Raw genomic sequence first — 19,541 nt, 5'->3', positions numbered from 1 at the left:
GACAATGGACGATGGACAATAGACAATTAGACTTGAATTCAGTTAGGATTAATTCTTTTTACTCTCGGCTTTTAGCACAGGATTTTTTTCACCACATCTTAATTATATTTATTTATGAGTATCGAAAATTTATTTGCCATCTCTTTGTTTCCCTATCTTGGTTTCTTGTGGTTTTTGACTAAATCAGGAAAAGCCCCGAAGTTAGCTTTGAGAGGATTTTATGTGTTATTAATATTTGTTTTCATTACCATTCCTGCAGGGCTTTACGCCAAAATTCACTACGATACCTCATTAGCAAATGTTGATTGGTTACATGGGGGGGCAGAGTTTTTTCTTACTTTATCTAATATTTTAGTTGTTTTGGGGTTTCGCCAAGCGGTGATGAACAAGGAAAAAGAGATTAATAACTGATGTTACGCAAAAATATAATTAGTTTAAGATGGTAAAAACGTTGGATGTTCATATCGTGTTTGTACACGTACTGGTTAGGGGGCTAGGAGTTGGGCAAGGGGCTAGGAGTTGGGCAAGGGGCTTAAGCCCCTTGTTAAGATTTACAGATAAAACTTAACTTATAAATGAGTGCGTAACGTCAGTTAATAACTAAGAACATCCATAATTAATGATCCTGCTACCAATAACAGTAATAGAGAAAGGGATAAATCGAGAATTTTTGGTGTTAGTCTTTTCGATAGCCAGTAACCCAATAAAACTCCTACTAAACTCGTGGCGATTAGTGCTAATGCGGCACCAATAAAAACAATCCAAGGAGATGAGGATTGGGCCGATAATAGTAAGGTAGCCAACTGGGTTTTATCTCCCATTTCAGCAAATAAGATAGTTAAAAAAGTAGAGCTAAAAACTTTCCAAAAACTCCACTTTTGAATATTTTTTTTCTCGGCGAGGGCTTCTATCTCTTTTACTTCTTGTTCTAGTTCTACTGACATTATTTTAGATAATCTTGATCCAGTAAATTATTTTAACATCAAAGTTATCATATTTTTTTCATAATTTAAGGTGCGATTAGGCGTACCCTACCATTTCATGATCGCACAGCGGCATTTCATGAACCCACTTTAGCAATAATTTGTCAAAAATCATTAATAAAAGTTAGGTTAGATAGGAAAATTTGCCATATTTTAATAAATCATATGGGATACAAAATATCATCAACCCTCAAACACCCCAAAGGAATTTTTCGTAATATTTTTCTGTTGATTATGTCAGGCACTTTCTTGGGTTGTAGCCCTACTATTAATATAGGACAATCATCTGAGCCTGATTCCATGGAGCAACCATTGACAGAAAATAGTCAGCTTTCCCCAGAATCCCGTGAGCAACTGAATGTTAGTCGGGATGAAAATGCACTTTCCCAATTATTAAGCACTAGAGAATGTGTCGGCTGTAACCTTGAGGGAGTAGATTTAGAAAAACTTGATCTTCGTAACGTTAATTTAGAAAATGCTAATTTAACAGGGGCAAAATTAGAAGAAGCGGATTTGAGTGGGGCTACCCTGCGCAATGCTATTTTAATTCGGGCGGATTTAGATGAAGCAATTTTGACGGAAGTCGATTTAACGGATGCAGATTTAACAGGCGCTGATTTAGAAGATGCTAACTTAACAGGGGCAAATTTGAGCGGTGCTAATTTGACAGTAGCTGACTTGGATAATGCTATTTTAAATAATGCTAATTTGCAAAATGCCAACTTCACTCAAGCAGATTTGGAAGATGCTATTCTAACGGGTGCAAATACCACTGGAGCGAATTTTTCTGGTGCTGATTTAGAGGGGGTAATCGGGTTACAATAGTTATTTGTTGATTATTTTAATAATAAGTTTTTATGAGTAATATTTATAATGTAGAAGTCACCAATGAAGGTGAAACTTATACTTTTAAAGTAGCGGAAGATGAAGTTATTTTAACGGTAGCCGAAAGGGAAAATATACCTTTACCCAATTCTTGTAACGCGGGAGTTTGTACCACCTGTGCGGCTAAAATTATTAGTGGAGAGGTTGAACAAGGAGAGGGGATGGGGGTTTCCCCTGAGTTACAGGCAGAGGGTTATGCTTTGCTTTGTGTGGCTTATCCTCGCTCTGATTTAAAGATTATTGCAGGTAAGGAAGATGAAGTTTATGACCGTCAATTTGGCATGACTCAGAAATAATTAGGCTTTGCTGAATTATTTTCTTATTATCAATTAACGAAGGTGGGCATTGCCCACCCCACACATTTTTATTAACTTTATGAATTTTGAGTTAATTTCGGAAAAACTATATTATTTACAACAGTTTGCCAATGAGTTGGTTAATTCGCAACTAAGTCATCTGACGGTTTTTAGTGTAGGTATTATTTTGTTGACGGGGTTGTTAACCAGTCTTACTCCTTGTATGTTGTCGATGTTGCCTTTGACTGTGGCTTATATTGGTGGTTATGAGTCTCGGGGTAAATGGTCTAGTTTTTTCCAATCAATTTATTTTGCTTTTGGTTTGGCTACTACTCTGGCGGTTTTGGGAGTAGGGGCGGCAGTTTTTGGCAAGATTTATGGACAAATTGGTATTGGTTTACCGATCTTGGTAAGTGCGATCGCCATTATAATGGGCTTAAACCTACTGGAGATTATCCCTCTAAAACTCCCTAATTGGGGTAACACCGACTGGATAAAAGACAACTTTCCCGATAGTTTACGCTCATACCTTCTGGGATTTACTTTTGGTTTAGTAGCCTCTCCCTGTAGTACCCCTGTTCTAATTACCCTTCTGGCTTACATTGCCAACACTCAAAATATTTTATTAGGCACTATTTTTCTATTGAGTTATGCCATAGGCTATGTATCCCCCCTCATTTTAGCTGGTACATTTACAGGCACCCTCAAAAAATTACTTAGTTTACGAATAATTACCCAGTGGATAAATCCCCTCAGCGGTGCCATTTTACTTGGTTTTGGGGTTATCTCTTTAGCTTCTCGGTTATCATTTCTCTAAACAGCTGACCATTAATAGATTTTCATTAAATTTGGTTTAGAATTGTCAAAATATATATTAGGAAAATTAACCCATGGAATATGTAAATATTTTTGAAAAAATAGAAGGGGATTTATCCCAGCGCGTCAAAGACTTACAGAAAAAACAACAGGAATTATTAGAACAAAAAAAATTTCTCACCGAAGCAAAGCAAAAAATCCATGGTTTTTTGAGTGATGCCAACGAAATCAGACAAGTATTAGAATTCCATCCCAGTTTAGTAGAAGTAGTCAGAGAGGAGTTAGACAAAATATTTGCCGTCAATTCTCCCTCCCATAACCTCAAACTACCCAATACAAACCCCAGAAAAACCAGCCCCAATAATCCCCTACCCCAAAGTAAGGAAGTAGAGGTAAATTTACCTACAGAGGGAATGAAAAAAACAAAAGAGCCAGAAAAAATACAATTTTTCCCCTACGTGAACATGGAAGGGAAAACCACTCGCCCCCCCGAATCAAAAGACAAAGAATAATCTTTTATTCTCTATTAGCAGAATTTACCCTAACAAGGGGTTTAAACCCCTTGCCAAACATAAATTATTATTGATCGAAGCTACGGAAGAAAGAATCCTGTTTGAGATAAACAAAATTAGGCGTAAGGGGAGGAAGATTACGAGGATCATTAAAATTTTGGTCATAATCCCAATCTCTATTCGGTGCGCTGTAAACCCCATCTTGACCCCATTTACCACTTACTCGCAAAGGTCTGGCAATACTAACAAAAGAACCACCATACTGCCATGTCCTTCCTGACCAATTCTCTAAAAAGCGAGGATAGTTTTCTAAACCACCATTATATCCACTTCCAAAAGCGTTAGTTATATCTGTTCCTCCTAACACGGCGGCATTAAATATGGTAGTACCCTGAGGACGTTCTTCACCCCCTGCATTATGTTTTGCTGATCCGTCATCAAATTCGATTTTATTACAATTGATACCTTTACGACGATTTATGGCTTCTCCTTCAAAGAAACACTCCTTTGATAGTGGATTAAAAGAATCCGCTAGAATTCCTGCAGGTTGATAATTAACAATTCTGTATTCACTTCCGATTGGCTCATTTGGCCTAATTAGAGTTAGTGGACCATCAAGGTTATTTTTCCTTTGTTTATACATAACATTATAGTTTCCTTGGGGATAGATTGCTTGATCAGTGGCAATGGTTAACCCAGTGGGATCTTCTATATTCTCAGTTCTGGCTAAACCTATTAATTGTTCTGCTTCGACTACTGCAAAACCATAAGGACTTTTATCACCATAGGCTTCAGGATATGAAATAGGATTACCATTGTTATCAAGACCATCACCGACCATAGCATGGATTACCATACCGCCATCGGTGTCATCTGCGGCAGCATAACCTAATCTTTGGAATGAACCAGCAGGGGCATCACTATCAGCACCGGCTTTTGCGAATAAAAAATCATCAGTAGATTTGAGGCTATCACCAATATCCATAAACACTCCGTCTTTATTCCATATCACCATACTTTGGAGGTTTAACTGTAACAGTCTCATATGGCGATCTTCTCGGTTGTTAAAAAATAAAAACCTTGATTTATGGCTGTCAGAGTCTCTACCGACTTCTATTATGGGCGCTGGAATAAAACAACGAGCAGTATTAGGAATGGGAGTGTTAGTAGTAGTATCATATTCAGGTAATCCCGCAATCTCTTGGGGACTCATTTTTTTTAAATTATTAAGAGCCTGTGTACGAGTAGCAGGGTTTGTAAAAATACTATTTAGAACACTATTTAAACTAGAAATATTGGTAGCAAAATTATTGTATAGGTTAGTAGGTTTTGGACTATCTTCTAAAGGTTCAGTTAAATGAGAAAAAGGAATGGGGGCATTTTGAGATGGTTCATGGATTTGCTCTAACAGATATTTTTGGGCTTCTTTTCTAAAGTTATTTTTTTGAGCTGTTGTTAAATCATCTTTCCACCAATCCTCTAAATTCCCCGTTAATTGTTTTGGAGTACAAACCCGAAATTCATTGGTCACATTAGCTAATTCTTCTCCTACCATTACAGGTTGTCTTAAACTTTGTAAGCGGCGCTGATATTTTGCTTCATTAAGATTTACAATTCCTTGGTTAATTTTTCCTCCATTTTGGGCGGTAACTTCAAAGGGAATTTTTTTGAGATAATTCATGTTGTTACCCGTCTTTTCGGGTTTAAACCTGATGCGAATATCTGCTTTCTCGTAGTATTCTCCTCTACTATCCAAAATATCAGGAGTAGGAATAGAAATGGGATCTGTGCCAACCTGAACTTGTGTACCGTATGCACTGGCAATTTTAACGGGATCCATGGGATTTCGAGTCGCTGAGGTTGAGCCTGTACCTGCTTTTATTAAGTCAATCCAATCGTTATTAGCAGCATTTCTAATTCTTACTTTTCCATTATTATAGGTGGAATTATTATTTTTACGTTTGCTAAATAATTGCCCTGCTACGGTGACTTGACCATTGATATTTAAACTATTATCTCCTCCTAAATATAAACTGCCATCGGTGTGGATGGGCCCATTTAGGTTCATAGTAGGACCGGGTAAAATTTCCAGATCGTTTTTATAGAAAGCGGCAAACTGAAACATGGGAATTTCCCTTGCCCTTACGTCCATTTGCAGGATTGCGGAGGCTTCGTTGGCTGGAGCATTTTCTTTTAATCCTAAAGCATAAAGTGAGTAAAGACTTTCGCTCATGGTGAGGTTTTGGAAGCGATCGCCCCTTGGTACAATCCCCTGAGTTTGTGGTCCTTCAACAGCATAAGTTACACCAATATAGGGAGTTCTATTTTCCGCGCTGGCAGATAAAGTAATTTTTTTACACTCAAAATGATCATTCTCATCCTCCAAATTCTCATCTAAACTAATACAGTCATCTAAGTCTTGGGGGGAAGTGCCAGAAGGTACTTGACGGTTGAGAAATATTTGTCTTATGTCCTGAGCCCTTTTATTGAGGGCTGCTTCTGCGGCAAAAAAACCACTACTACTATCCACCGTGCTGTCGGTGGAAACATTTTGGATACGGTTAGAACGTCCATAAACAGCCAATAAACCTGTTAAGGCAACAATTGTCCCTACGGCAATAACTAGCACATAACCAGCATCAGTGGAATTTTTTACAGTTTTTAGTTTGAGTAAAAAATAAAGGATAGAAAAAGGGCGATGATTACTATTCATAATTTTAGATAAAGATAAAATAACAACAAAAATTAAAAACTAAAGACATTTCGAGGGAAAAATCTTTCCGTCAAAACTAAATCCTCCTCTGTCAAACCACTACGTCTCAGCTCTTCCTCTTCTGGAGCAAGGGTAGTTATCATTTCAATGTATTGAATATTTGCCCAGGAGTATGACACTTCATCGGGTAAACATTCATCATCCCCAGGGGGAATTACCCTACATTCATAAGTTGCATCTTCAGTCACATCCTCAATAAGACTAACTACCACTTCAAAATTAGCGATATTTTCAGCTAAAGTCAGAGTGTCATAATCATCAACATTACTTAAATCACCATCAACAATCTCTTGAGGAGGATCAACTATTAATTTAAGAGCTCCAGTGTCTTCCCCATCTTTACGATGTAAGAAGTAGGTGCGCTGTTCAACAATATGAATTCTACCAGTACCATTTTTGCTGTAGTCATGTTGCCAAGTGTGGGTATCAGTTTCCATAAAAGCCTTGGAGGAATCGTAGGTTTCATCCGTATAGTCGAAGATCTCATAATTTTCCGAGCCATCGTAGATATAAGCCCTTGCAGAGCCACCACTCTTAACCCTGTTATCTCGAAATATTTTTAATATATCGGGCCACCCATCGGGGGTATTTCTTGGTAAATTATCCACAAAACTACATCCTCCCAAGTCTGGATCAGTGGTATCCATTACTGTAATATCATCTGTTGTTCCTGCATCAATATCAGCACAAATAGGTAGTGATGCTGAAACAAGAGCTTTTGTGATGGTTATGACTGAAGATTTATCATCGGTTCCGGGTATATTCGTTTGAACAACGCTTACCGCTTCAAAGTTGGGATCATCCGTTAAACCCTGACCTATTTGTAAAATATCTGGACCAATGAGGGAAGAAACTCCTGTCAAGGATTGATTAACAGAACTACGGGATTGATCTCGCACAAAACTTTGGCGATATACATCGAAGCCAGAAAACGCTACTCCCACCACCAACCCTGAAATGGCAATGGAAGCCAACATTTCAATAATACTAATGCCTCTTTCCGAATTACTAGTTCGCAGCAGGTGGCGGAATAACACGGGTAAAGGCTGTTTGAACGGTGTGTATTGGTTCTGTTTGTCCATTTCTTTTTATCTGTATTACAATGTGTCTAAGATCAGTGTTGTTGTCGCTAGTGCTACATCCTGTGACGTTAAAATCTTCATCAATATCAGGCTCTGTGGTACAAATGTAGGTGGTGGCATCATATTCATAGCCCAGTTTATCTAGCCCCGTTTGTAGTTGCCCATCAACAGGGGCGATCGCCCTTCTCGACCTAACTTCATCTAATAAATCCCGAGCCAAGGACGTTGCCCCAAGCCTGACTTTTGAAGTCGTATTTTCGTTTTGTAGTACCACCAATAAAGGAAAATTGAGAAGTATAGCAAAAGATAATAAAAACATCGATACCGTGGCTTCTAGGAGAGTAAAACCTCCCTCAGATTTAATCTTTTTTAGGTTTTTGTCATGGTGCAATCTATTCATCTGATTTGGTTTACTTGGGTGGATTAATTTTGCGCTTACAAATTAGCAATATTTTTTTATATAAAAACTCTATTTTTCTTAGATAGAGGAGTCACTCATAATGGTTTACCTTTATAATTCATCGGTTTCGGGCTTTGTGATTGCACCGCCCTTCAACACAAGAAGATCTAATTCTTCATCATTACTGGTATCGGAAATGGTGAGTTTTAAATCTTGATCTACCACCCCTTGGGCATCAAAAAGACGAGCAAAACCTCGACTATCAAAACACAAGCGCCATTCATTATTACTCACATTAGAGGCAATTTCCATGGGTTCATTAAAGGTTAAATCCTCCGTCAATAATGCCCCATCGGGCGCCCAGTTTTGTGCTAATTCCACCACTGCATCTTCAGGTTGGGTAGAGCCAATGGCTTGTCCAAGGGTAAGCAATGATGAGTTATCATCGATGGCAATTACCTGATTATCGGTGTCATCACTACCAATTTTGAGTTTATCCCCCACACTAAAACCTCTTGTGGAAACCACTGGTATTTGTGTTTCATCACTCTCTACCGCCGCCGATAGGGCGCTGATGGCTTCGCATCCTTTGGTGGTAGCGGATTCTATTTTTAGAGCCGTACTAGGGTTGTCGGGATCTGGTTCTATTCTGATGGCAGAGGTAGTGGCGATCGCCCTTGTGCGAGTTTGTTGCAAAATACCTTCTAACTGATACCCTGCATCATTTAATTTAGAAGTTTGCCCAAAAGGGTTGCTACCTATAGCCACAGCCCCCAAGATAGAAGCCATACCTATCGCTACCAATATCTCTGGCAGTGTATAACCTTGCTGTAGAGACTGGCTTCTCAATAGTTTTTTAACAATACCAGTTTTGATTTTCATAGCTTTTAATGTAGTAGGAAACAATAATTACGCTGATGATTAATTTAAAATTGTTATTTTATGTTTTATAGTAAGATGTTCAACATTATACCCTTTTTTTTGATTTTTATATCTACAATTAATAGCAAATTTTATGGGAACTTTTTAGTATCTTTAAACACCCTTAACAAAGATTCAGTATAGTTAAGTAAAAATACGCAAAGTTTGACAGAGCGTCAAATTTAGAGAGATAGTAAGACCCATGAAAAGTCTTTTATTGATGTTAAAAAAATAAAATATCAAGAAATAAAATAGTAATTACAACAATGAAAGTAAAGGAAGAAAAAGGCTAATCAAGGATAATGTTACTTGCCATAAGATACTATTAAAACTGAACCATTGCATCTAAAAAAAATATTTAACCTCTTTATTTTCATACTTTGAACAAACATAAACCTTTCATGAAATTTGACTACAGGGTTTTTTCGTAAAAAAACTTAACATAAATTAGTCACAAAGCAATAACAACCCATCACCAAGTAATAGTAGGATAGAATCTAGTGCCATTAATTGTCACCTCAAGTGGATAGAGAGATTTACCAAAATTTTTAGGTAATGATGACCCGTAATTCATGACGGCTTTTCTATTGTTATTTCCGAACCAGAAATCAAAGCTGACCAAAAATTAAACAGATTCAATGAGCAACCCTAATTCTGTTGTCACAGATTTACTACAAGTTTTTCCCACGTGGCGAACTCAAATCTATTTCAAATCTTCCTTAACAGCACTATCTCACGCTATGGAAGATCAAGTTTTGGCAAATACAGAAGAAGCCTTGATTATAGCTAGTTTTCAGAAGGAAAGATTTTATCGCCAAGAAGCTCACCGTTATCGTCGCATCGGCAAAATTTCGCCCCATGTTTATGTTTTAGCCGCCCCAGAAACAGATTTTTCCAATACCACGGATGTTTACGAAAAAATAGCTTTTGATGAAGATGATGCCCTAACCAAAGAATGGCACTTGGTGGTAATTGGGGAAAACTACACAAGCTGTTTAATTTGTCGGGAGAAAACCCATTTACCCAAAACAGAGGCGGCGGAGATGTCTATGGATAATAGTCGTCGTTTTGAGGGAATCTGGACTTTTGATTCTGATGTTACCTTAGCCGCTGCATCGATACTTTTGGATAGAATTGCCAATTATCGTCCTGAGTTACAAGAAAAGGTGGAGAAGGCAAAAGAGCGTTATTGTCGTAAGGATAAAATGTCATCCACTGGGGTAGATTTTTTCCCCACAGAGGGGCAAATTAGTTCTCCGATTATAAATCCAGATCCTTTTGTACAGCGGTTGATTACTTATTTACAGTCGGGGCAGTATAAGTTAATCAAGGCAAACAATTTTTTGAGTACCAAGGAGAAAAAGGAAAGACTTTTAAATTCTGTTACGGATGCCATTCGTCGCTCGTTGAATCCAGAGGAGATTTTGCAGATGGCGGTGGATAAGTTGGGAGAAGGTTTAGGGGTATGTCGTTGTTTGATTTATCGTTGTCAGGAGAGTGATTATAATGCGGAAATTAACCATGAGTTTTTGAGCGATGGGATAAAGTCTATTAAGGGGCAAACTTGGCCTTTGAAGCAAAATCCTTTGTTTCGGGAGGTGTTAAATTTACGGGAGTCCATTAGTATTGATGATGTGGAGTTGGATCCTCGTACTCAGGGTAAAACAAAGGTTTTAAAGAATTTAATTAGTAGTTGCTCTATTATTTCTTGGTTGATTGTACCAATTTTGTATCAGGGTCGTCTTTTGGGGGTGATGGAGTTACATCATTGTGATGATAAACCTATTAATTGGAAACCAGAGGATATTGCTTTGGTAAATGCGATCGCAACGCAGGTGGCCGTTGCCCTTATTCAAGCTGAATCCTATACTAATTTAGAAGACCTCAATGAACAGCTAGAGGCGCTCGATCGCACCCGTTCCAACCTTGTAGCCATTACTGGTCATGAATTGCGTACTCCCCTATCCACTATCCAAATCTGCCTTGAGAGCCTTGCTAATGAGCCAGATATGCCAGAGGAATTAAAGCAAATTATGCTTAGCACTGCCCTTCAAGATGCCGAGAGAATGCGTAAACTGGTACAGGACTTTTTAACCCTTTCTCAACTAGAAAGCGGCAGAGTAGAATGGAACCCAGAACCTTTGTCCCTAGAGGAATGCGTAGAGTTGTCCATCTCCCATATTCGCTCTCGACAAGATCAATCCATTATTCCTAGTATTGAAAATTTAGTACCTCAACAAATTCCCCTCGTGCAAGTAGATGGAGAGTGGTTAGTGGAAGTATTAAGCAAATTGCTGGATAATGCTTGTAAATTTTCCAATGGTAACGGACATATTCGTATTAGCGTCAAAGAGAAAGATCTTGCTAACTTAGAGGTTACTATATCCGATAATGGTAGAGGTATTGAACCCGATCGCCTTAATCAAGTATTTGATCGTTTTTACCAGGAAGAAGGCGCCCTAAGACGCTCGGCAGGAGGTACAGGATTGGGCTTGGCTATTTGTCGTCAAATTGTTAATAATTGGGGTGGAAAAATTTGGGCAGAATCTTCAGGGAAAAATCAGGGTAGCAAGTTTCATTTTACTATTCCTATTTTTGATGGAGCCGATTTTCCTCCTCCCAAGGTACAAAATAAGAGGTTAAAGTTAAGGGAACGCTATTAGTCGTATAAGAGAGAATAGGTCAGATAATATTAATTTAACTTTTATTATCTATCATTAATTATTCATTCTCAATTATTTCTGATATGTTTGATAAAATTTTAATTCCTAATCCCAGCGCCCAAGAATCTTCGTTTATTCGCCCCCGCAAAGGAGTTATTATCGGTTTGGGGCAAGTGGGTTTAGCCTGTGCCTATTCCTTATTAATTCAAGACTGCTTTGACGAGTTGGTATTACAGGACATTGCCACGGAAAAATTGGAAGGGGAAATCATGGATTTATCCCACGGAATGCCCTTTATTTCTCCCACGGACTTAAAATCGGGTACGGTTGCCCATGAAGGTAGAGATGCAGACATCGTCATTATTACTGCAGGGGTTGCCCAAAAACAAGGAGAGAGTCGCTTGAGTTTGGTTGAGCGCAATATTGCTATTTATAAAAATATTCTCGCTGATGTGGTGAAATACTGCCCTGATTCGATTATTTTGGTAGTGAGTAATCCTGTGGATATTATGACCCATGCCACTCTTAAAATTACGGGTTTTCCTAGCTCAAGGGTGATTGGCTCTGGTACTGTATTAGATACCGCTCGTTTTCGCTCTTTATTAGCTAAAAAAATGGGCATAGATGCTCGTAGTGTCCATGCTTATATAATCGGTGAACATGGCGACAGTGAAGTTCCTTTGTGGAGTATGGCTAATGTAGGAGGGGTGAAAATTGTGCCTAATGGTTGGGAAAACTTGGGTAATGATGAACAAGAGTTTTTAGCCAAAATTTATGATGATGTGAAAAATGCTGCCTATGAAATTATCCGTCGTAAGGGTAGTACTTCCTATGCTATTGGTTTAGCTACTACTGATATTGTAAAGGCGATCGTTAATTCTCAAGAACGTATTTTAACGGTCAGTGGTTTAATGAGAGAAATGTATGGTATTGATGATATTTGCTTGAGTATTCCTCGGGTTATTAATGAAAAAGGCATTTTACAAACGGTCAACTTAGCCCTTAGCCCCCACGAGAAAGAAATGTTACAACACTCTGCCAATCTTTTAAAGGATATATTTAAGCAGTTTAGCATTGATAACTAATAGTAGGAGTAAATATCTTATTAATTATTATCCTCATGGTTTCTACAATTTAACCCAAACTTTTAATAACTATATTCTTCTGATAACAAACTATGACTAATAATCCAGATACATCATCTAATAACAAGATTTTAAATACTATTGATACTGTAATGGGTGTCAAAGAAGGACAAGACATTGAGAAGAAGCAAGAATATAATCCATTAAATGGACAGAATTTATTTGTTTATGTACTTGGAACTTTAGCCCAAATTGGTTTTATGACCTTAACTTTGTGGTTAATTAACTTAGGCTTTAAACAACTAATTCAGTATAATCTTGATGATAAAATTAATACTATTATTGTTAGTTTATTCTGGATTTTCTTCACTATCAGATCTCGTCTTTTTTCTCCTTTAGATAATACTCGTTCCCGAAAACAATATGATCAAGTCATACGTCCAAAGTGGGCGCCTCCTGCCTTTGTTTTTCCTGTGGTGTGGATAAGTATAGGAGTTTTAAGGGTTGTTTCTTCTTATCTAGTGTGGCAAGAGTTAAACCAAAATTTCCTTGCTTTACCTCTGATAGTTTTCACTATTCATTTGGCTTTAGGAGATACTTGGAATACTATTTTTACGGTAGAAGGTAGATATGGTTTAGCTGTACCCGTGGTAATAATTGGTCCACTGTTATCATCTTTTATTCTTGCTTATGTCTATGGGCAAATTTTGCCTTTGGCGGGTTGGCTTATTTTCCCTTCTTGTCTGTGGTTGATAGTTGCTTCTGTTTTGGTGATTAGTATTTGGCAATTGAATGGAAAGGAGAAGATTTTTAGTTAACGGGTTTTTCAAAAACAAGGTAATGTTGTTGGGGTAAAAATTCCTCTGTTATTACCCATGATAAGCCTATGGCTTCCATTTCTTTTTTTACTTGTCTTTCTGTCATTTTATGGACTCCTTTGATAAGTATCAAGGGATTTTCTTTTCTATATTCTACTAATACAACTCTACCCTTGGGCTTGAGGGCTTTTACAATTCCTTCCATCATTTCTCTAGGGTAGGTAAATTCGTGGTAAGCATCTACCATGAGGGCAAAATTAATGGATTCTTTTTTTAGGTTGGGGGATTTTTCTGTGCCTAATACGGGTTGCACTGGCAATTGAGGGTTTTCTTGACTAAAAAATTCGATGATGTCTAACATTTCGGGTTGCACATCTACGGCGAAAACTTTGCCTTGGGGTACTTGTTGGGCGAGACGAAAGCTAAAATATCCGGAGCCTGCGCCAATGTCGGCAATGTTATCGGTAGGCTGAAGATGGAGGGCAGAGATGACGGCGCTGGGTTTTTCTTGATTTTCTCTGTTGGGGCGCTCTAACCATAAAAATTCTTGATGCCCCATCACTTTGGCGATTTCTCTGCCAAGGTAAAATTTTCCGATGCCGTCTTTGTTATGGAGGGCTTTGTATTGATAAAATTGGTTGTTTTTTCCTTGAGTTGGTTGGTAGGTGAGGGAGGAGGCGAATAATACGGAGGTGAATATGAGGATGGTTATGGCAAGGATGATGTTTTTAAAAGATGACATTGTTTAAGTTTTGGGGGGGGAATTTTTGCTATTATCTCAGAGGTTGGGAATAATGGTTGATAGCTTATGATGGCGAAAGTTCAAAATTTGTTTGATAATCTCCCTTTTTTGGTGGATGGGGAAGATTTTTCTGAGTTGTTACGGTGTGAAAATGTGGTGATAGAGAGGATTGTAAGTAGCGATCGCCCTTACCATAAGATATATAATCAAGATCACCATGAATGGATAATCCTGATTGAAGGGGAAACCCAATTAAAAATCAGAGATGATTTCATCAATTTAAAGGCTGGAGATTATCTTTTCATTGCAGCCCAAACCCCCCACCAAGTAATCAAAACATCCCCTAATTGTATCTGGTTAGCAATACATATTTACTAACTAGGTATTAGGGGTTAGGTGTAATAATTAAACTTCAGTTTATTTTATCTCCTCATCACCTTATCCCTCATGGTTAATTAGGCGAAACCTTTACCTTTTTTCTCTTTTTGCTGTTGCCAAATGATAACTTTACCATGGCGACTTCCTGCCACAAGTTTTGTACCGTCGGGGTGCCATGCGATCGCACTAAAACCGTCATTTTCTATGATAAATCTTTGTTGTATGCTTCTATTTTCATTCCAAAAGAATAACACTCCCTCATCATCCGCCGAAACAAAGGAAAAATCTTGGGGGTGAAACATTAAACTCTCGATAATGCCATCATGGGCTTGTAAAGGTAAAGAAGCCCAACCATCATTATCATCCTCGGCTTTTTTCCACAAAATGACACCATTAAAACAAGAAATAGCTAATAAAGGAGCAAAATCGGCTGAGGAAGTAGACCAAGTAATATTACGAATTTTGCCCCCAAATCCTGATAAATGCCAAGTTTCCAGATTTTCCCAACACCATATCCAAACACTATTATCAAAACAATTTCCAGCCAAATAATTACCATCCCCAGACCAACCAATTTTACTACAAGCCCCCTGCATTTCGGCAATGAAAGGATCTTCATCCCAATCAGAAGCCGTCCAAATATGAATGCCGCCATTTCCTGCCATGGCCAAATATTCCCCCGTAGGATGCCATTGTAAATCTAATACCGAAGAATCAGGAAAAGGTAAAGTAGCTATTATTTGATGGTTTTGTGCATCCCATACTTGAACATAATGACCAAAACTAAAGGCGAGGATAGGTTGGGAAGGATGCCAATGTACGTTCTCAATCCACTGTTTGGGAAACTCAAACATTTCCACCAAATTTATTTCAGGATTTACTTGCCACACCCTTAATTTTCCATCCAGAGTACCTACGGCGAGTAATTCTCCTTGGGGAGAAAAAGCCACACAACCCACGGGGTGTTCATTGGTTTGGGAAGCATCCAAAAGGGTTTCTACAGGGTCATTTTTTGCCCTTTTTATCATTACCTCTCCTCGGGCAGAGGCGATCGCCAAGTCACCATTTATAGACCAACTCACGGCCATGATGTACTCATCCAAAGATTTTTCCCATTGTTTCTTGTACTTTGTTTTAATTGCTTTTGTTTTACTCATAAAAAATTGAATTAGTGATTATTATTAAAAATAAATTAAAGTTAACTTATTAGTTAATGGAATTGTTCATTGTGGATTAATAAATGTTAGGCTAAAAACTAACTATACCATTTTGACAAAATAGAAGGGAGAATTTATGCGAGCGGTTTTAATGGCGGGAGGCTCAGGCACTCGATTGCGTCCTTTAACCTGTGATTTACCTAAGCCCATGGTACCAGTGTTAAACCGCCCCATTGCCGAGCATATCCTTAATTTACTTAAGCGTAACAGCATCACCGAAGTGATTGCCACCCTTCATTATCTTCCTGATGTGATGCGAGATTATTTTCAAGATGGTAGCGAATTTGGGGTAGAAATGACCTATGCGGTGGAAGAAGAGCAACCCCTTGGCACCGCTGGATGTGTGAAAAATTTAGAAGAATTATTACAAGAGACATTTTTGGTCATTAGCGGAGATAGTATCACAGATTTTGACCTCCAAAAGGCGATCGCCTTTCACCGTGAAAAACAATCAAAAGCCACCCTGGTATTAACCCGTGTGCCCAATCCCATCGAATTTGGCGTAGTCATCACCGACAAAGAAGACAGAATTCAAAGATTTCTCGAAAAACCCTCTAGTAGTGAAATATTCTCCGACACCGTCAATACAGGCACCTATATCCTCGAACCAGAAGTTTTAAAATATCTCCCCAAAAACGAAGAATCAGACTTTTCCCAAGACTTATTTCCCCTTCTCCTCGAAATCGGCGCCCCCATGTATGGATACGTAGCCGAAGGTTATTGGTGCGATGTAGGACACCTAGAAGCCTATCGTGAATCCCAGTACGATGCGATCGACAAAAAAGTATTAGTGGACTTTGCCTACCGTGAAATCGAGTATGGTATATGGATGGGAGAAAATACTTATATCGATCCCACCGCCATCATCGAAGCCCCCGTCCTCATCGGTAACAACTGCCGTATCGGCGCCCGTACCAGAATAGAAGGAAGTACAGTAATCGGTGATAACGTCACCATCGGCAACGACGTAGAATTGAACCGCCCCATCATCGGTAACGGTGTCACCATCGGCGATGAATGTTCCCTTTCCGCCTGTGTGGTGGCAAGGGGTACCAGAATGGATAGACGAGTGCAAATCGCTGAAGGGGTGGTAGTGGGTGCATTGTGCAACATTGGCGAAGAATCCCAAATCAATATTGGAGTCAGAATTTGGCCCCAAAAAAGAATCGAATCAGGGGCAACCCTCAATATCAACCTGATATGGGGAAATATAGCCCACCGTAACCTATTCAGTCAAAGGGGAGTCACAGGGCTTGCCAACATCGACATTACCCCAGAATTTGCGGTCAAACTGGGGGCGGCCTACGGTTCAACCCTTAAACATGGCTCATCGGTGGTAGTATCAAGGGATCAAAGGAGCGTATCAAGGATGGTAAGTCGCTCTCTGATTGCAGGATTGATGTCTGTGGGCATTGACATTCAAAACCTAGAATCTACCGCCATTCCCATCTCCCGTACCATGACACCCAAATTGGGAGTGCAAGGGGGAGTCCATGTGCGCCTACACCCAGAGCGCCATGAGGATATGTTAATTGAATTTTTTGATGAAAAAGGTATTAACATTCCCAAACCCAAAGAAAAAAAAATTGAAGGGGCTTATTTCAAAGAAGACTTAAGAAGAGTCCATAGTATTGACATTGGCGATATGTCTTACCCTTCCCAAATTATTGAAACCTACCGCAAAACCTTCGAGACACAGTTGGATGTAGAAGCTATTCACACTAGCAATACCAAAATTGTGATTGACTATGTTTATTCCGTCTCAGGGGCGATATTACCTCAGATATTAGGTAAATTTAGTTGTGATGCGGTGGTATTAAATGCGAGTTTGCGACAAAGGGCAATTTCTACCGAAGAAAGGGAAGTTTTATTGGTGCAATTAGGTCATGTGGTGGAAGCCCTCAAGGCTAATTTTGGGGTACAGGTTTCTGCTAATGGGGAATTATTTATTTTGGTGGATGAATCAGGTTTACAAATTCGGGGGGAGGAGTTAACCGCCCTGATGGTTAATACTATCCTCACCGCTAACCCCAGGGGGACGGTGGTAGTACCTGTAAATACATCTAGTGCGGTAGAACAAATTGCCAGGCGCCATGATGGTAGGGTGATTCGTACCAAAGTAAATCCCACTGCTCTCATGGAAGCAACTCAAAATAATTCTAATGTGGTATTGGGGGGTAGCGGAGATATGGGCTTTATTTTTCCCCATCTTCATCCAGGTTTTGATGCGATGTTTTCCATTGCCAAACTCATTGAAATGTTGACGGTGCAAGAGCGCTCTTTGACTCAGGTAAGAACGGAATTACCAAAGGTGTGTCACAAATCCCAGTCCCTTCGTTGCCCTCTCAAAACTAAGGGAGCGCTAATGCGTTATTTGGTCGAAACAGAATCTCCTGAAGCATTGGAGTTGATTGATGGGGTGAAAATTATTGAACCTCATTCTGATAATTGGGTGTTGATTCTTCCTGATGCGGGGGAGTCTTTGGTTCATATTTACACTAATAGTGATAGCAAGGAATGGGCTGATAAATACTCCCAAATTTATCGCTCTAAAATTCAAAAGTTTATCATTACTCAGCAGGTAAATGATTGATTAGGATTCATTACCAAGGACTACCGATAATGGTAAAAGGAGCCCAATAAAAGGGATGGGATAAGTCTTCGTCACCGAATTGTGTGGATATAGATGGTAGAGATAAGTTACCTCTGGTGCTTCGGAGTTGTCCATCAGCTATATATACTTGACGATTAATCATAGATACCTGGGTATCTCTTAGGGCATCGGATTTGAGTAACAAATCGGTTTTAGTTTCATAGGATTTGAGATGTTGATAAAATTCACTCATGAGGGCTAAAGTACCTGCATCACTTACCTGCCAGTAACTACCTAATGCCGATCGCACCCCAGATTGTACTGCTAAACCTCCAAAACCCAATTCAGCCTCGGCATCCCCCATGGCTGTCTCACAGGCACTTAGGGTTAAAAGGGATACGGGGGGGCTATGCCAATTTAAATCTCTGATGTCTGTAAGGGTTAAGGGGCGATCGGACAATTGAATGAAAGAGTCAGCAGGATCTCCAGGTTGAAATTTAGCATGGGTGGCTAAATGAATTATTTCATAAGGGTTTTGCTCTCTTTGAGTTCTCAAATTTTCGAGGGTAAATAGATTTTCGGTCATTTTTACCCCATCCCAAGGCGCTGGAACAATGTTATTAATTTCAAGGGTTACTCCAGGTAAGGGACTAAGAAATTCAAAATTAGACATTCCCATGGCCAAAATTTGGATTTCATCTTGATTTTTGCGACTTATATCAAGGTTGGTTAGGGCGAAAGAAGGCACCATGGAGATGCTATATTTTTCCACTAAAAAATTAGTACCATCGGAAAAAGCCGCAAAAGGAATACTTCTTAATCTAGGCCCTACACAAATAATTAGGGTATCGATATTTTCTTGTTGTAACTGGGTTTCGAGGGGTTTTATTATCCATTCGTACAATTTTTGAGCAGAAGCGCTTGAAGTTGAGGATTGTTGAGATGAGAATGGTTTTGTAATATAGTTAGTATATTGATCAATTACAGTATCGATCTCTAAGGCATTAACATCTGAAAATCTTTTCCCCACTGGTTTATTTTCGGCGGTAATAATGGCTAATTCTAAGGCTTCAGGATATGACCATACCCAGATAGCCGCAGCATTTTTTCCTGTTTCTTGTTTTAGGGTTTTTAATTGGGTAGCTACTTGCTCAATTTGTACAGTTTCATCGGTAAAGTTAGTACGAAAAAAATTCTGATAGTCTTCTTTACAATCTTCATCTATTTTGATTATTTCTTGTGACCAATCTATCCTATGGTCAATATCATCCATGGCAATGAGATTATTATTACTCCATTGATTACTAAAAAAAAGAATTGATAAGCAAGTAAGAATAAAGGTAAAAAAGTAAACTATTTTTCTTTTATTAAACATAA

The 19,541-nt window shown here is 38.8% G+C and carries 18 protein-coding genes; 10 read left to right on the top strand and 8 right to left on the bottom strand.

Annotated elements, in window-relative coordinates:
* Positions 1 to 114 precede the first annotated feature (114 nt).
* A complete protein-coding gene (locus A5482_RS03180; RefSeq protein ID WP_069791458.1) occupies positions 115 to 411 on the top strand; it encodes a DUF3593 domain-containing protein in 297 nt (98 codons plus the stop codon).
* Positions 412 to 593: 182 nt separating this feature from the next.
* On the opposite strand, the gene A5482_RS03175 is transcribed toward A5482_RS03180, so the two are convergent.
* Positions 594 to 944: a TMEM165/GDT1 family protein gene (locus A5482_RS03175; RefSeq protein ID WP_069791457.1), complete on the bottom strand. Its 351-nt coding sequence runs from the start codon at positions 942 to 944 to the stop codon at positions 594 to 596.
* 204 nt (positions 945 to 1,148) lie between these two features.
* On the opposite strand from A5482_RS03175, the gene A5482_RS03170 reads away from it, so the two are divergent.
* The 4 genes from A5482_RS03170 (at position 1,149) to A5482_RS03155 (ending at position 3,492) form a co-directional block, all read left to right on the top strand.
* The gene (locus A5482_RS03170) at positions 1,149 to 1,808 is read left to right on the top strand and encodes a pentapeptide repeat-containing protein (RefSeq protein WP_069791456.1); all 660 of its coding nucleotides are present in this window, start codon (positions 1,149 to 1,151) and stop codon (positions 1,806 to 1,808) included.
* Between the two features lie 32 nt (positions 1,809 to 1,840).
* Positions 1,841 to 2,164: a 2Fe-2S iron-sulfur cluster-binding protein gene (locus A5482_RS03165; RefSeq protein ID WP_069791455.1), complete on the top strand. Its 324-nt coding sequence runs from the start codon at positions 1,841 to 1,843 to the stop codon at positions 2,162 to 2,164.
* A gap of 79 nt (positions 2,165 to 2,243) precedes the next feature.
* A complete protein-coding gene (locus A5482_RS03160) occupies positions 2,244 to 2,981 on the top strand; it encodes a cytochrome c biogenesis protein CcdA (RefSeq protein WP_069791454.1) in 738 nt (245 codons plus the stop codon).
* Between the two features lie 73 nt (positions 2,982 to 3,054).
* Entirely contained in the window at positions 3,055 to 3,492 is a 438-nt protein-coding gene (locus tag A5482_RS03155; RefSeq protein WP_069791453.1) for a hypothetical protein, read from the top strand.
* 67 nt (positions 3,493 to 3,559) lie between these two features.
* On the opposite strand, the gene A5482_RS03150 is transcribed toward A5482_RS03155, so the two are convergent.
* From A5482_RS03150 to A5482_RS03135, 4 genes are all read right to left on the bottom strand, one after another.
* The gene (locus A5482_RS03150) at positions 3,560 to 6,205 is read right to left on the bottom strand and encodes a hypothetical protein (protein WP_069791452.1); all 2,646 of its coding nucleotides are present in this window, start codon (positions 6,203 to 6,205) and stop codon (positions 3,560 to 3,562) included.
* Between the two features lie 32 nt (positions 6,206 to 6,237).
* On the bottom strand, positions 6,238 to 7,347 hold the full coding sequence (locus A5482_RS03145; protein WP_141712701.1) for a PulJ/GspJ family protein: 1,110 nt from the start codon (positions 7,345 to 7,347) through the stop codon (positions 6,238 to 6,240).
* Positions 7,274 to 7,747: a type IV pilus modification PilV family protein gene (locus tag A5482_RS03140; protein WP_069791450.1), complete on the bottom strand. Its 474-nt coding sequence runs from the start codon at positions 7,745 to 7,747 to the stop codon at positions 7,274 to 7,276. Before A5482_RS03140 ends, A5482_RS03145 begins: the two co-directional genes overlap by 74 nt.
* A 111-nt stretch (positions 7,748 to 7,858) precedes the next feature.
* Positions 7,859 to 8,629 carry a pilus assembly FimT family protein gene (locus A5482_RS03135; protein WP_083260470.1) on the bottom strand — a complete coding sequence of 257 codons (771 nt, stop codon included), beginning with the start codon at positions 8,627 to 8,629 and terminating at the stop codon, positions 7,859 to 7,861.
* Positions 8,630 to 9,306: 677 nt separating this feature from the next.
* On the opposite strand from A5482_RS03135, the gene A5482_RS03130 reads away from it, so the two are divergent.
* The 3 genes from A5482_RS03130 to A5482_RS03120 all read left to right on the top strand — a co-directional run bounded on the left by A5482_RS03130 (position 9,307) and on the right by A5482_RS03120 (position 13,234).
* Positions 9,307 to 11,331: a DICT sensory domain-containing protein gene (locus A5482_RS03130; RefSeq protein WP_069791449.1), complete on the top strand. Its 2,025-nt coding sequence runs from the start codon at positions 9,307 to 9,309 to the stop codon at positions 11,329 to 11,331.
* An 83-nt stretch (positions 11,332 to 11,414) separates the two neighbouring features.
* Positions 11,415 to 12,416 (top strand): L-lactate dehydrogenase, encoded by a 1,002-nt coding sequence (locus tag A5482_RS03125; protein ID WP_069791448.1) that lies wholly within the window; start codon positions 11,415 to 11,417, stop codon positions 12,414 to 12,416.
* A gap of 92 nt (positions 12,417 to 12,508) precedes the next feature.
* Positions 12,509 to 13,234, top strand: coding sequence for a TspO/MBR family protein (locus A5482_RS03120; RefSeq protein ID WP_069791447.1), 726 nt, complete (start codon positions 12,509 to 12,511; stop codon positions 13,232 to 13,234).
* Here the strand turns inward: A5482_RS03120 and A5482_RS03115 are convergent.
* Positions 13,227 to 13,976: a class I SAM-dependent methyltransferase gene (locus A5482_RS03115; RefSeq protein WP_069791446.1), complete on the bottom strand. Its 750-nt coding sequence runs from the start codon at positions 13,974 to 13,976 to the stop codon at positions 13,227 to 13,229. The genes A5482_RS03120 and A5482_RS03115 overlap by 8 nt on opposite strands.
* 66 nt (positions 13,977 to 14,042) lie before the next feature.
* On the opposite strand from A5482_RS03115, the gene A5482_RS03110 reads away from it, so the two are divergent.
* Complete coding sequence (locus A5482_RS03110; protein ID WP_242412002.1) at positions 14,043 to 14,354, top strand: cupin domain-containing protein; 312 nt, start codon at positions 14,043 to 14,045, stop codon at positions 14,352 to 14,354.
* 77 nt (positions 14,355 to 14,431) lie between these two features.
* On the opposite strand, the gene A5482_RS03105 is transcribed toward A5482_RS03110, so the two are convergent.
* A complete protein-coding gene (locus tag A5482_RS03105; RefSeq protein WP_069791445.1) occupies positions 14,432 to 15,511 on the bottom strand; it encodes a WD40 repeat domain-containing protein in 1,080 nt (359 codons plus the stop codon).
* Between the two features lie 136 nt (positions 15,512 to 15,647).
* Here A5482_RS03105 and A5482_RS03100 point away from each other — a divergent pair, with 136 nt between their 5' ends.
* A complete protein-coding gene (locus A5482_RS03100) occupies positions 15,648 to 18,164 on the top strand; it encodes a sugar phosphate nucleotidyltransferase (RefSeq protein ID WP_446684803.1) in 2,517 nt (838 codons plus the stop codon).
* 10 nt (positions 18,165 to 18,174) lie between these two features.
* Here A5482_RS03100 and A5482_RS03095 read toward each other — a convergent pair whose 3' ends face one another.
* Entirely contained in the window at positions 18,175 to 19,539 is a 1,365-nt protein-coding gene (locus A5482_RS03095; RefSeq protein ID WP_083260469.1) for a CHAT domain-containing protein, read from the bottom strand.
* Between the last annotated feature and the right edge of the window lie 2 nt (positions 19,540 to 19,541).

The sequence above is a fragment of the Cyanobacterium sp. IPPAS B-1200 genome (genome assembly GCF_001747005.2).
Lineage (GTDB): Bacteria > Cyanobacteriota > Cyanobacteriia > Cyanobacteriales > Cyanobacteriaceae > Cyanobacterium.
The sequence above is the reverse complement of the archived record's forward strand: the minus strand, read 5'-3'. Positions and strand labels throughout refer to the sequence as shown.